Below are 14,902 nucleotides of genomic sequence, written 5' to 3'. Positions count from 1 at the left end.
ACGATAAAAAACCCAATCACAAGGATTGGGTTTTTATAAAGCTAACTATTCACTTCTTCAACATTTAACTCAGCATTTTTATAGAAGTCTATTTTTAACTCATTATATTCCTCAGTTAATTTATTGAATTTTTCATTTTCTTCCATTACTTTCTTATATGAATCATTGACCTTCGTTATTTGCGCTTCAAGGCTTTCAAGTGTTAAGTCCTCTTTTTGAAGCATTATATATAATTCCTTATCAAGTGAAATTGACGTTTTATATGTGTTATATAAACTTTCATAGGAAGTGTAACGATCCTCCATTTTAGCTTTTAGATCTTTAACTTTTTCTTTTAGCTTTTCGTCATCGATTTTTTCTATTTCTTCATTTACTGCAGCAAACTCTTTCTTTGAGGAGATAATACTGTCATATTCAGCCTCAATTTTTGATTCACGTTCATCTATAAGAGTAAGTGCTTCTTTAGATAGTGCCACTACCTTTTCGAATTCTTTCATTCCAAGGTTCATGATCTCATTATAAAGATCTGATTCTTTCTTCTCTAGCTCTAAAAGGGGCTGCTGTTGATCTTTAAAGGTATCCTCCAGTGTCACTACTTTTTCTAGTGTAGAATAAATATTTTCTTCTGGAGAAGGTCCCATACAGCCAGAAAGAAAGATTAATAGAGTAAAAGCTAACAAACTAACATTTAAAAAAGTGCTTTTTTTATTAGTAAACAAAAATATTCCCCCTAACGTTCAGACATTTTCTACTATAATGGGTTAAGCAGATTTTTACAATCATCATTCATCTAAACTTTTCGCATAAAAAATACTAGTATTAAAACTTTATACCATTTTATGTGCTTGTCTTTCATTTAGACCAATAAAAGATTAGTATCACTAATAGCCACGAGCAGAAAAAATAATGACGAATTCTTTTCGTTTTTAGCATCTTCCTTTATAATCTTATATATCATTAATTGATGTGCTATTTATAATACATATAAATGAAGTGGTCTTTCTATATAAAAGGAGTGTTTCATCATGATTACAATGGAGAATATTATAAGAGAAGGTCATCCTACATTAAGAAAAGTTGCAGAGGAAGTTACGCTCCCAGCATCGGAACAGGATAAAGAAACGTTATCTTTGATGATCGACTATGTTAAAAACAGCCAAGATCCTGAAGTTTCGGAAAAATATGGACTTCGTCCAGGGATAGGTCTTGCAGCACCACAAATAAATGTTGCAAAACGCATGATTGCAATTCACGTGGTTGACGAAAAAGGTGTACAGCATAGCTATGCTCTTTTTAATCCAAAAATTATGAGTCACTCTGTGGAAAAAAGTTATTTAACGAGTGGTGAAGGCTGTTTATCTGTTGATCGATCTGTACCAGGGATCGTTCCCCGCTATGCTCGTATTCGTGTAAAAGCAACAAACCTTGATGGTGAGCAAATTGATATTCGTTTACGAGGACTTTTAGCGGTCGTATTCCAACATGAGATTGATCATTTAAATGGTATCATGTTTTACGATCACATTAATGAATCTAACCCATTCCAAGAACCTGAAAATGCAATTGCGATTGAACGCTAATAAAAAAGTGAAAAAATAAGAAGGGTATGTCCCCTTCTTATTTTAATAATCCCAATTTTTCAACACCATAACGGATACCATCCTCATCAACTGGCTTTGTAATAAAGTCAGCAACTTCCTTTAAAGAAGGTACTGCGTTTCCCATAACTACTCCAGTTCCAACATATTCGATCATTTCTAAATCATTTAAACCATCGCCAAATGCATATATATTCTCTCTTTGTATATTTAATCTTTTAGCGAGCTGCTTAATACCTTCAGCTTTTGAACCATTGGCAGGTAATATATCCGCTGAAACATCATGCCAGCGAATTAGCTTTAATTCTGAATATTGATTACTATAACGCTCTTCCTCACCGATTTCACAAAACAATAAAGTTTGATAAATATTACGATCAAGATAATAATCACGTTTTTGTTTCGGTGATGCAACTTTTAAACTTCCCATACTTTGTTCAATTAAAGGATGGTCGCCTGTTGTAGACATCATATTTTCTTCACTCATAAACACAAGTGGATGATTTTCCTTATCCGCAAATTGTAAAAGATGCTCTAACGTCTCTTTTTTCAAAGGATTCTCATAAATGACCTCGTCCTCAAACACTACATATTGACCATTAAAGCTAACGAAAGAATGTATATCTAATTCCCTTCGCAAATCCTCAAACATAAATGGTGCACGCCCAGTTGCTATAGCTACATGATGCCCATGATTTTTAAGATTTTTTATAGTGTCTCTAGTTGATAATGGAATTTCTTTGTTATGGTCTAGGATTGTCCCATCAATATCAAAAAAAATAACTTTTTCGTTCATAATTAAGGCTCCTTATTCTTGTACTATAGATGAATTAATAGCACGTTTTTTATTGGCTTTTGCTGAGCTTAAATAAACCCCAGCAAAAACAAATAGTAAACCAATTACCATATTAGCGGAGATATGTTCGTCTAGCAACAGAAATCCCCAAATCATAGCAGTGATTGGTACGATATATGTTACAAGTGAAGCGAACTCAGCGCTTCCTTCTTTCACCATAAAATAATAAAAAAGGTAAGCTAATCCAGATCCAAATACACCGAGTCCAATTAGTGATAAAAATATTTCGATTGAAAAACCTGAATATCCTTTGGTATGGTTGGATACTAACATAAATGGAAAACTAATAATCATCGACATAAATAAAGTTGTAGTAGAAACAATAATGACTGGTAGATGTATTAAATATTTTCTCGCAAGCTGAGCACCTAATCCGTAACAAAATGTTGCTGCTAGCATCGTGCCCGCCCCAACAAAATTTTCATTCATAAGGCTCACAAAGTCTAAATTTAATAATAGGAGGATACCGATAAATCCTACGAAAACTCCAATCCACTGTTTCCCTCTAATAGGTACCATAAAAAAAATTGAACCAATTACAATTGTCCATATCGGCGTAGTTGCGTTAATTACAGATGCGAGACTACTCGAAATGTTCATTTCACTCATAGCAATTAACCCAAAAGGCAAAACATTATTAAAAAGTGCTACAAAAACCAAAGGGATCCAAGGCAGATTTATTAATCGCAAATGGGAAACATCTTGTTTTTTGAAAAAAAATAAGATAAGTAGTAACGTAACTGTCCCAAAAAAACAGCGCCAAAACACAACTCCCCATGGTCCTAATTCATTAACTAATAGTTTAATAAATAAAAAAGATGTTCCCCAAATCATACTCAAAGTAAATAGAGCACCGTATAATTTTTTCACTGATCCTTTCCTCCTGATGTTGTTATACGTAATATTTGAACTAGTAAGTGCAAATTTCAAGCTAATTCATTTTCAATTTATTGTCAATAATTCCGCACTCATTTTTCCACGAATCCCCATGTAAATGATCCAATCTTATTGCACATACTACCAATGAAAGTTTATAATGGACGGTTTCCCTCCGATTCAGTTTTTATAGCAAATCACTTTGCGTTTTAAAAAAATAGATAAAGGAGGTTAATATTAAGATGCTAAAAAGATTAAAAAATTCAATTAGAAAACAATGGAAAGAGCTTTTGAAACGGAAAACCATTGCTTAGTGCTCGAATTACACTAATTGGCAGTTAGAAATACATGTTATCCAAACACATATAATAAGATTTTGCTTAAGTTCAATCCAAGATATTCGGTAAGTCTTTGGGAAAAAATTCGAAATAATAGTTGTTAAAAATAAAAAGAAGATTCGACACATTCCCCTCTAGGCTTGGCTTGTTCGTAAATATCGCATATAATAGAAAAAGTTAGTCTAACATACGGAAGCTAAGGAGAGATTTGGTAAATGATTTTCAAAGTGTACTATCAAGAAAAAATTACAGAGGTGCCAGTTCGTGAAAGAACAAACACTCTATATATTGAAGCAACAACTGAAGGGGAAGTACGCTCTAAACTAAAAGACCGTCCTTATAATATCGAATTTGTTTCACTATTAGATGGAGCATTTTTAGAATATGAAAAACAAAGTGAAAACTATAAAGTATTGGAGATTTGATCGTTATGAAATTTGTTAAGAATGACCAAGTAGCCGTTTTTGCCTTAGGCGGACTCGGCGAAATTGGTAAAAACACGTACGGTGTGCAATTCCAGGATGAGATCGTCCTTATTGACGCTGGAATTAAATTCCCTGAGGACGAGTTACTAGGAATTGATTATGTCATCCCAGATTACACATATTTACAAAAAAACGAAGATAAAATCAAAGGATTATTTATTACGCACGGACATGAAGACCATATTGGCGGTATTCCATACTTACTTCGTCAAGTAAACATTCCTATTTATGGCGGGAAGCTTGCATTAGGTTTATTGAGAAACAAACTTGAAGAGCACGGATTGCTACGTCAGACAAAATTAATTGAAATCCAAGAAGAAGACATTATTAAGTTCAGAAAGACATCCGTTACATTCTTTAGAACAACACATAGTATCCCTGATGCTTATGGAATTGTGGTGAAAACACCACCAGGAAACATTGTACATACTGGTGACTTTAAATTTGATTTTACACCGGTCGGTGAACCTGCAAACTTAACGAAAATGGCAGAAATTGGTCGTGACGGTGTACTTTGTCTATTATCTGATAGCACAAATAGTGAAGTCCCTAATTTTACTATGTCAGAAAGACGAGTCGGTGAAAGCATCAATGAAATTTTCCGAAAAGTTGATGGTCGAATTATTTTCGCTACATTTGCTTCCAATATTCACCGCCTTCAACAGGTAGTAGAGTCAGCTGTTACTCATGGTCGTAAAATTGCTGTATTTGGAAGAAGTATGGAAGCTGCTATTCAGATTGGACAAGATTTAGGATATATCAACTGTCCAAAAGATACGTTTGTTGATGCACATGAAATTAATCGCATGCCTGCTCACAGAGTAGCGATTTTATGTACAGGAAGTCAAGGTGAGCCAATGGCTGCCCTTTCTCGTATTGCTAACGGCACACATAGACAAATCCAAATTATCCCAGGAGACAATGTTGTTTTCTCTTCATCACCAATACCAGGTAATACACTTAGCGTGAGTAAAACAATTAATCAGCTTTACCGTGCTGGTGCAGAAGTTATCCATGGTCCTTTGAGCGATATCCACACCTCTGGACACGGTAGCCAAGAAGAGCAAAAGCTTATGCTCCGTTTAATGAAACCTAAATATTTCATGCCGATCCACGGTGAATATCGCATGCAAAAAACGCACGCTAAAACCGCAGTAGATTGTGGTGTAGAAGCTGAAAACTGTTTTATTATGGATAACGGTGAAGTATTAGCTATTGGAGACAATGAGGTTGGTGTCGCTGGTAAAATCCCATCTGGCTCTGTTTATATTGATGGTAGTGGAATCGGTGACATTGGTAACATCGTATTACGTGACCGTAGGATACTATCTGAAGAAGGACTTGTAATTGTAGTTGTTAGCATTAATATGAAAGACTTTAAAATTGCTGCAGGTCCTGATATCATCTCTCGTGGTTTCGTATATATGCGTGAATCTGGAGATCTTATTAACGATGCTCAATCGCTTATTACTAAGCATTTAAATAAAATCATGGAACGACGTACTAGCCAATGGTCTGAGATTAAAAATGAAATTACAGACACATTAGCACCTTTCTTATATGAAAAAACAAAACGCCGTCCAATGATCCTACCGATTATTATGGAAGTATAATTTCACAAATATTACATGAACAGAGTGAGAATGACTGAAAATGTCTTTCTCACTCTGTTTTATTTAGCATAGTCCTTCTTCGCATTGTGTATTTTCATAAATTTGGCAGTTGGATTTTTATGAAAAAAGACAGTCAAATGACTGCCATTTAATCTCCTAATAACCGTTTTTCAAAACGATTTATATCTGTATCTGCGCCTATAACAATCAGGATGTCATTTTTCTTAATGATCTCATTTGCTTGCGGAGATACGATAATATCTTTGTTTCTTTTCATAGCGACAATATTAATTCCATATTTTGCTCGAATATCTAGGTCAATGATTGAATTTCCATGAAGTCGCTCATTTGCAACAATCTCAACGATACTATGCTCATCTGAAAGCTCTAAATAATCTAATACATTGTTTGAAATTATTTTGTGAGCAATACGTTTCCCCATATCTCGTTCAGGATGAACAATCCGATCTGCACCTATTTTAGATAAAACTTTTTCATGGTAATCATTCGTAGCTTTTACTGTGATATCCTTAACACCTAATTCCTTAAGAATTAATGTCGTTAATATACTTGCTTGTATATTATCACCAATTGCAACAATTACATGATCAAAATTGCGGATACCAAGACTTTTTAATACAGTTTCATCTGTGGTGTCTCCTACCACAGCATGTGAAGCAACATTCGCAAACTCATTTACTTTATCTTCGTCCATATCAATAGCCATAACTTCTAAACCCTCTTCACTAAGAGCTCTACAAATACTGCCACCAAAACGACCAAGTCCAATAACTGCAAATTCCTTTTTCATATGTATTACCTCCGCTAACTAGAAAACATAATGCCTTTTATATTACAAGACAACTGCTTTTCTTGTTTGACTATTTTATTATTATTTGAATCATTTCATGCAGAATCCAAGCTAACAAAATCGTACCATAATTTCTTTACTTTATACAGATGCCCTGCTATATACAAACAATAAAATAAAACTAATTTTTTACAGACTACATATTTTGCATACTTTAATATAGACACATCAATAAGATATTGATAAGGAGTATGGTAAAATAACAAGACAGATCATTACTGGGGGAATCCTATGTTTCAAAAACTTTACAATATCCTGTTTCCATACCTATTAGGTATTTGTGGTGGCCTTATATTTAGTATTTGTCATATTCCTCTTGCTTGGATTCTTGGTCCAATGACATTTCTTATTGTTTGGAGATCAATATTCGTTAGTCAGACTAGTCTACTTCAACCAATCTTATTAAAAAATGGATCATTTATCATTTTAGGAATTTCGTTTGGACTATCTTTTACAAAACAAACCTTTATTTCAGTGGGACCATATGTATTACCTTTCTTATTAACAACTGTCTTACTTATAATCATTAGCGTATTAAATGGTTTATTGATTAGTAGATTTGTGAATATTGATAAAAATACAAGTATCTTTGCTTCAATACCAGGAGGACTAACAGAAATGGTAGCGGCGAGTGAATCACTAAATGCGAACTCATCACTTGTAACCATCTTTCAAACTGTAAGACTACTAACCGTCGTATTTTTCGTTCCCTTTGCGATCCTTCATATGTTTGAGCCTCAGTCAGGCATTCATTTAACTCATGCTAATACAAATCAAGCAAGCATTTTTTCGTTTGGATGATTCTTTTTAGCTGGTTTTGTAGGCTGGTTATTTAGAACTAAGCTACCTGCCGCTTTTGTTATCGGGCCACTCCTTACAACTGCGATTTTGAACATTATTGGTGTTTCACTACCTATATTCCATGATGTTTTTATGGTCTTTGCACAACTGACAATAGGGATTGGCTTTGGTTTGATGATTACATTTAATGATTTGAAACAAGGTGGGAAGTATTGTGGCTTATATTTTGTGACAACAATAATTTTAATAGGAGCAAGTTTTGGTTTAGGGTATCTGTTCACGTTATTAACTGATTTAGATATAGCAACAGCAATGTTATCCTTAGCACCAGGTGGTCTTGTCGAGATGGTGTTAACAGCTTCAACTATTGGTGCAGACCCTGCTGTGGTTAGCTCTTTACAATTTATTCGATTATTATTTATTATTAGTTTTGTTCCTAGCATCTTAAAATATGGGTTAAAAAAGGTCTCTAACGAAAGACAAATCGGGGAGAAAAATCATTCAGCATAGAATCTTCTCTGAAAAAATTTCACATTTCTATTGAACATGATAACTTTAATGTTACATGTTATATAAAATAGCTAAGGGTTTAGCAATTATGTTTAACTATAGCCCCTAGCTTTTCTATTTATAAATCTATTTATAAGAAGTTTCCAATTTCAGCTTACAAACCATTGCCTTAATTTGAAAATAGTCAATATCATCTGGAAGTGCTTCTTTTAGTGGTTTTAGCATCTCCGTACCAAGCTCAAATACTTTTTCTACGATGATTGTCTCCTGCTCATTTGTAACGATCTGTGACCAATCTATTGGATTACCTTCGCTAACAGCTCTAATTAGATGATTTTGAACGGTAATTTCAGACAGTCCTCTTTCCTTACATATCTCTTTAATCGTTTGACCGTCACGATATAATTGATAACTAGTGAAATGACTTGCTGAAGTATCACTTTCAACAGTTTGGGTGTCAATGATATTTTCATGTTTTATTGGAGTTTTTCTCTCAATCTTCATGTACTTACAAATTGCTGCTATAAAGTCGTCTCCATAACGTTCTAGTTTCGTTTTCGCAACTCCCTTTACTTCTAAAAAATCTTCTTCTGTTGTCGGACACTTGCTGCTCATGTCTTTCAAACTACTATCTGAAAAAATAATATAAGGTGGAACCCCAAGATTTGATGCTAATTCTCGTCTTACCTGCTTCAACATTTCAAATAATTCATCATTTGCTTCAATAGATTCGATTGTCACTTGCTCTTTTTTAAATACCTGTTGTTTTTCTACTATTACGGTTCTTGCTTTATTACTTAACACTAAAACAGGGAATTGTGAATTCGTTAAGGCTAGATATCCTTCTGCAATAAGAAAATCGATAAAATCCACAATTTGTTTTTCTGTTTTACTTTTCATCAATCCATAAGTTGATAGCTTGCCAAAACCAAATTGGGAAATTCGTTTATTTTTTGAGCCCTTCAATACTTGTGCAACCAACGTCTTACCGAATCGCTCGTCCATCCGTTTCACACAAGAAAAGACCATTAATGCCTCATTCGTCACATCTATTTTAGACCTAGTGTCCCTGCAATTCATACATTTACCACAATCAGAGGATGGAGTAGATTCACCGAAATACTCAACAATGTACGTTTGAATACATTTTTCGGTATGACAAAGATCCACCATTTGTTGTAGCTTTTGGTATTCGTGTACCTTTTTTTCATCACTCAATGTTGTCTGCTCGATTAAAAACTTTTGCAACTGAATATCCTGGCCAGCGAACAAAATGGTACACTCGCTCTTTTCACCATCCCGACCTGCACGACCAGCCTCCTGGTAATAAGCCTCTATGTTTTTCGGTAAATTATGATGGATCACGTATCTAACATTTGACTTATTGATTCCCATTCCAAAGGCATTTGTCGCGACCATCACATTCAGCTGATCAAATAAAAATTGATCTTGTTGATCAGCTCGTTCTTGTTCAGCTAATCCTGCATGATATTTGCCTACTTTTACGCCACTCTTTTTTAAAAATTGTGATAAGTCATCAACTTCTTTTCTCGTAGCAGCATAGATAATACCCGCATGATCTCGATTCGCTTTAATATACTTCGTAATATAATCCCGCTTATTTTCACCTTTAATCACATTAAATGTTAAATTATCGCGTGCAAAACCAGTTACATACGTATTTGAAGAAGATATATTCAATAACTGACAAATATCAGTCGTAACTTCCTTTGTTGCAGTAGCTGTCAATGCTATGACGACTGGCTTTTCAACAAAATCACTTATCATCTTTTTAATACTTCGATAGCTTGGACGGAAATCATGACCCCATTGTGAGATACAGTGAGCTTCATCAACTGCGATTATTGAGACATTCATCGATAAAAGTAATGTACGAAACGATTGGGTTTCAATCCGCTCTGGAGCAATATAGAGAATTTTATATACTCCGTCCTTCACTTCTGAAATTCGTTCATTCAATTCACTAACAGATAAACTACTATTAATATAAGTTGATGGAATACCAACACTAGTAAGTGCATCAACTTGATCCTTCATTAATGAGATTAACGGTGAAATAACGATCGTAATGCCATCCATAAGTAAAGCTGGAATTTGATAGCAGATCGATTTCCCTCCACCAGTCGGCATGATTGCTAATGTATCATTTCCTTTTAAAACACTTTCTATAATTTCTTCTTGACCCTTTCTAAAAGAAGAGTACCCAAAATAATCATTTAATTGTTTTTCAGCTTGCTGTAACATGTAATCACCCTAGCTTTTTGATGGTTCTTGTAAACTTACAATTTTCATTTTCTAATTCTAGTATAACATGTTTAGATTGAAACATTTCTCTATTGATCAAATTTGAATTTTACCAAAAATGGATAAATTGAATTTAAATACATATTGATCGGTCAAAAAAAACTAACTCATTGATATCCTCTAAAAGAGAATCAAATGAGTTAGTTTTACTGATCTTACTTATGAATCCAAACGGCTCCTGCGGTATTATCTCGAGATTCACCAATTACTTCAAATTGCAATCCATATTGTGGAACAATTCGACCAGCGTCCGGAAGATCTGAGTCGATATAGGAGTTAGAATCATCAAATTTACGTGTTCCAGTTAAACTTAAAAATTCATATAATCCACGGGTTGGTGAATCAACAAGAAATTCAGGTGTTTTGTCTAATGAAAATGCAGCGTCAGCCACTTGGTAACGTGTACTCTGAGATACGGTAGCTTGTCCATTTAATGTACCGAAAACAGCCTCTGGATGTGAGTCAACAACTCCTAAGAAACCTGCTCCTGGATGTATACCCACCCAGTTATCTGTATAGCTTTCATCACCATACCAAACTACTAATCCAGTATTATAAACAGCTCCACGTGAATAGGCTAAGGCTTTGTCTGAACCAGAGTAGTTTCTCCACTCAAGGTAATAGTAGTTTTTAGCTTTAGAGTAACCATTTGACGTGATGAAACCATCTAATGTTACTTTAGCCTCTCCCTCTGCATTATCTGTGAAGATTACAGTTTCATCAGCCGTTACTGAAAGCTCATCAATTGCAAAACCTGCTGGAGCTAAACCGCCGTCTGTTACATATTCAAAGACTATTTTTACCTTTTTACCAGCAAATTGACTTAAATCATATGTGAGATTAGCCCACTTACCTAAAGTTGACTCATAGCCATCTTTTGTATTTTCCTCACCTATTACGTCTAGTTGAATCGGTTCTGCACCTTCTGATACAGCATTGACATAAACATAATCATAATCAAACTCAACTTCATAGAAAGCTTTTGCATTAAATGTAGCAGAATTTACATTAGTTAAGTCAAATTCAGGTGTTTCTAATGTTGTGTGTAGATCATCACCTTTTGTACTGTAATAATACTTGTTGCCAAATTCAGGTAATACTCCTTGAACATCCTTCTCTGGCAAATTCACTTTTACAATACCAGGATTTTTCGATTTTGTAACACTTTGATCGATAACTGAGGCAAATCCTTTTTTATCGATATCATCATAATCAACTTCTACAATATTTGCCCAATTTCCACCCATCGTTGTTTGGAAAAACTCCTTATTTTGTGGTGAAAAGCTTGTCGGAGCTGTCCCTGCAATATTTCCATTCCAGCTACCTCCGCTCATGATTGACCAGGAAGCAACAGGCTCACCATGACCAGAGTATTGTGTATCATATTCATCAGGCAATCCTAAATCATGTCCAAATTCATGGGCAAATACCCCTACAGCACCGTCTTCAGGTTGAATCGTATAATCAAATGCACCCATTCTGCCACCCCAATAGTCTACCTTAGCAGTTGACCCTTCTACAGGATAAACGCCATCCAAGGTCCAGCGGTGTGACCATACGGCATCATTACCTAATTTACCACCACCAGCCTCCTGACCTGTACCTGCATGGATAATCATTAAATGATCAACTAATCCGTCTGGTTCATTTTGATTTCCATCACCATCAAGATCATATAAATCAAATTGATCATACTCAGCTAAATCGATTCCAGATTCAACAGCTGAATTTAAAGCATCCTTTACAAGATCACGCGGGCCTTGTGGATCTAAGTTGTCGTGCCCACCTGCAGGATTATCGTCACCATATTCTCGAGCATTACCTGGGACAGTTAACCAATCTGAAACAGTTCCATCTACCGTGTAGCTCCCTCCTGATTGCTCCTCATAAAATTGTTTAAATGTTTTAACCTTTTCACCATTAAAAAGCGTAAATTCTCTATCACCAAACATTAATTTTTGATAATGCTCACGATTAAAATCACTTGCATACATATATCCGTCTTCTTGTACAACATTGTTATGTTTAAAATCTTTAAATTCTGTTAGTAACACTAGTACTTTATCAGTGCGAACACTACCATTATATTTTGCTTGTTTAGCAGAATCTACTTTTACATAGCCATTAGGTTTTCCCTTTTTATAATTTTTGTGACCTTTATTTAATTGTTTTGTTAATTTTTCCTTTTGTTTCTGTAAGAAGTCCTTCGATTTTTTATCAATCAGTTTTTCAGTTGAGTGATCATGTGAATCGACTTTCTCCTTAACACCCTGCTTTTTCTCAATATAATCTTTTACTGCCTTTTTCACTTGTGAAGCTGTTGCTTTTTTTGAAATAACTCCTTGCTCCTTCAGTGCTTCTCCAAGTCGGTCTTCAGGTACAATGTTCCAATCAATTGGAGCTGATTCCGGAAGTTCTGAAGCAGCTTGTACACTTGAAGATAACGGAAAATATGTACCGAAAAGTAATCCTCCAGCCACAACTGAACTTGCAGTCATTTTAAACACTTTGTTCCATCGTCTGTTTTTTCGTTCAATAGCCCTTTTTAATTTCCGCAAAAATAGTCCCCCTTTTCACAAATTACTTTTCTAGTAAAAATATTAGCAACTACAAATCTATTATAAATTTTATATGAATATAATAAATAGTCCGAAAATTCCATTTTTTAAAATTAAATTACATTCGTTTGTCCTATTTTTTAAACATTAAATAGGTATATGTAAGTGCTTACAAAATAAAACACATTGATATTTTTGTCGTATTTACTCTTCTCTCTTGTCAAATCCACAACTAATAATCCACTTTTTTAATTTTAAGTATTCATTCACTTAAATACTTTAAATCATTTTTTCTTTAAAGCTTTTAATAAACTAAGAAAGCTTTTCCAGAAAAAATAAATATACAATATCCATATGTGATCTGCTGTGAAATCCTGTATGTTTTATGACGTCAATATGACAATATGATGACGGTCTCTTATCAAAATGATGTCAGCCCCCAAAAAACAACAAACTTCTACAAACTCTATAAGAAAGTTAGTAGAAAAGAGGTTTGATTAATAATGTTAGCTAATAATGAACTAGGAATAGATTTGGGCACTGCAAATATATTGGTTTATAGTAAAAATAAGGGGATTATTCTTAATGAACCATCCGTTGTTGCAATTGATACAACAACAAAAAAAGTGTTGGCGGTTGGATCTGAAGCAAAAAGTATGATTGGAAAAACACCTGGAAAAATTGTCGCGGTAAGACCACTTAAAGATGGAGTCATTGCTGATTATGATATTACGACAGATATGTTACGACATATTATGAAAATTGCTTCACGTAAGCTTGGCATGTCAATGCGAAAACCTACAGTTGTCGTTTGTACACCATCAGGAGCTACATCTGTCGAAAGAAGAGCAATTGTAGATGCGATTAAGAGCTCCGGAGCAAAACAGGTCCATTTAATTGAAGAACCTGTGGCCGCTGCGATTGGTGCAGATCTACCTGTAGATGAACCGATAGCGAATGTAGTTGTTGATATTGGTGGTGGAACAACTGAAGTTGCGATTATTTCATTTGGTGGTGTTGTTTCTGTTCATTCTATTCGTATTGCCGGTGATCAATTAGACGAAGATATCATTCAATATATCCGTAAAAATTACAACCTTTTAATTGGTGAACGAACTGCAGAACAAATGAAAATGGAAATTGGCTATGCGCTAGTAAAACATGAGAAGGAAACAATGGACATACGTGGCAGAGATTTAGTGACTGGACTACCAAAAACTATTAACGTTTCCTCTTTTGAAATGCAAGATGCAATTAAAGAATCTTTATTACACATTTTAGAGGCAATACGCGCCACACTGGAAGATTGCCCCCCTGAGCTTAGTGGAGATATTGTAGATCGAGGAGTCATCTTAACAGGTGGTGGAGCTTTAATGAAAGGTATACAGGATTGGCTTAGTGAAGAAATCGTTGTTCCTGTTCACATTGCTCCAAATCCATTGGAATCAGTTGCAATCGGTACAGGTAGATCGTTAACTGTTATTAGTAAGCTCCTAAAAACTGCAAAGTAGAGTACAGTCTCACATTTTTATAAAAAATTTTTTTTAAGCTACCAGCTAAAAAATTCACTAATAAAAACACCAACTAACTAGAAATCTAAAAAGCTCATGTAGAATTATTCTTCTCCATGAGCTTTTTTATTATTATTTAAAACTCCCATCTTACTGGAAAAAATTTCTTTAAACAAAACAAATCCACATAAAAGATATCAAATTCAAGTAGTCTTTTTTATCAAAAAATCAACTTTACATAAAATTTACATAAAAAACAGCATCTTTTCCAATTTTTATGAATAAATTATGTTTGGCTTACTAGTTATGGAGTGATGGATTTTATGGTGCTATTTAAAATTTTTTTTTGAAGATTAATATGGCAATGAAACTTTTTCAGCAGCCATTTCGTCTTTTATATGAATACATTGGGAGGTTAATTTGTGAAAGATCTTAGTAGACGTATTATCATTAGTTTAACTTTAGCTGTCATCATTATGGGAGGTATGAGTGTATCCCTTGCGAATATGCCAGCGAGCCCAGCAAGCAATGATGAAATTGTCCAAGTCCAAGGAGAGTAA

Annotated in this window: 11 protein-coding genes and 1 pseudogene; 6 read left to right on the top strand and 6 right to left on the bottom strand. The window is 34.4% G+C overall.

Translation table 11 applies throughout. From position 1 onward, the window contains the following. Positions 1 to 41 precede the first annotated feature (41 nt). Complete coding sequence (locus tag HUW50_RS18920) at positions 42 to 719, bottom strand: YkyA family protein (RefSeq protein WP_232329010.1); 678 nt, start codon at positions 717 to 719, stop codon at positions 42 to 44. A gap of 306 nt (positions 720 to 1,025) precedes the next feature. Here HUW50_RS18920 and def point away from each other — a divergent pair, with 306 nt between their 5' ends. Beyond that, positions 1,026 to 1,580 (top strand): peptide deformylase, encoded by a 555-nt coding sequence (def, locus tag HUW50_RS18915; protein ID WP_066330594.1) that lies wholly within the window; start codon positions 1,026 to 1,028, stop codon positions 1,578 to 1,580. 37 nt (positions 1,581 to 1,617) lie between these two features. On the opposite strand, the gene HUW50_RS18910 is transcribed toward def, so the two are convergent. Next, the gene (locus HUW50_RS18910; protein WP_066330596.1) at positions 1,618 to 2,394 is read right to left on the bottom strand and encodes a Cof-type HAD-IIB family hydrolase; all 777 of its coding nucleotides are present in this window, start codon (positions 2,392 to 2,394) and stop codon (positions 1,618 to 1,620) included. A gap of 12 nt (positions 2,395 to 2,406) precedes the next feature. Beyond that, positions 2,407 to 3,324 (bottom strand): DMT family transporter, encoded by a 918-nt coding sequence (locus HUW50_RS18905; protein ID WP_083964574.1) that lies wholly within the window; start codon positions 3,322 to 3,324, stop codon positions 2,407 to 2,409. A gap of 559 nt (positions 3,325 to 3,883) precedes the next feature. Here HUW50_RS18905 and HUW50_RS18900 point away from each other — a divergent pair. Further along, complete coding sequence (locus HUW50_RS18900; RefSeq protein WP_066330601.1) at positions 3,884 to 4,093, top strand: DNA-dependent RNA polymerase subunit epsilon; 210 nt, start codon at positions 3,884 to 3,886, stop codon at positions 4,091 to 4,093. A gap of 5 nt (positions 4,094 to 4,098) precedes the next feature. Further along, entirely contained in the window at positions 4,099 to 5,766 is a 1,668-nt protein-coding gene (rnjA, locus tag HUW50_RS18895; protein WP_066330603.1) for a ribonuclease J1, read from the top strand. Between the two features lie 148 nt (positions 5,767 to 5,914). Here the strand turns inward: rnjA and HUW50_RS18890 are convergent, their stop codons facing one another. Continuing rightward, a complete protein-coding gene (locus tag HUW50_RS18890) occupies positions 5,915 to 6,577 on the bottom strand; it encodes a potassium channel family protein (RefSeq protein ID WP_066330605.1) in 663 nt (220 codons plus the stop codon). Between the two features lie 291 nt (positions 6,578 to 6,868). On the opposite strand from HUW50_RS18890, the pseudogene HUW50_RS18885 reads away from it, so the two are divergent. Next, positions 6,869 to 7,948: pseudogene (locus tag HUW50_RS18885) on the top strand (AbrB family transcriptional regulator). A gap of 126 nt (positions 7,949 to 8,074) precedes the next feature. Here HUW50_RS18885 and recQ read toward each other — a convergent pair. Together recQ and HUW50_RS18875 are read right to left on the bottom strand one after the other, a co-directional pair. Then, the gene (recQ, locus tag HUW50_RS18880) at positions 8,075 to 10,213 is read right to left on the bottom strand and encodes a DNA helicase RecQ (RefSeq protein ID WP_066330607.1); all 2,139 of its coding nucleotides are present in this window, start codon (positions 10,211 to 10,213) and stop codon (positions 8,075 to 8,077) included. A 215-nt stretch (positions 10,214 to 10,428) separates the two neighbouring features. After that, entirely contained in the window at positions 10,429 to 12,771 is a 2,343-nt protein-coding gene (locus HUW50_RS18875; RefSeq protein WP_185654079.1) for an immune inhibitor A domain-containing protein, read from the bottom strand. A 563-nt stretch (positions 12,772 to 13,334) separates the two neighbouring features. On the opposite strand from HUW50_RS18875, the gene mreBH reads away from it, so the two are divergent. Both mreBH and HUW50_RS18865 read left to right on the top strand, forming a co-directional pair. Continuing rightward, entirely contained in the window at positions 13,335 to 14,342 is a 1,008-nt protein-coding gene (mreBH, locus tag HUW50_RS18870; RefSeq protein WP_066330609.1) for a rod-share determining protein MreBH, read from the top strand. A 422-nt stretch (positions 14,343 to 14,764) separates the two neighbouring features. Further along, entirely contained in the window at positions 14,765 to 14,902 is a 138-nt protein-coding gene (locus tag HUW50_RS18865) for a protein YkpC (protein WP_185653115.1), read from the top strand.

The sequence above is a fragment of the Metabacillus sp. KUDC1714 genome, assembly GCF_014217835.1.
Lineage (GTDB): Bacteria > Bacillota > Bacilli > Bacillales > Bacillaceae > Metabacillus > Metabacillus rhizosphaerae.
The sequence above is the reverse complement of the archived record's forward strand: the minus strand, read 5'-3'. Positions and strand labels throughout refer to the sequence as shown.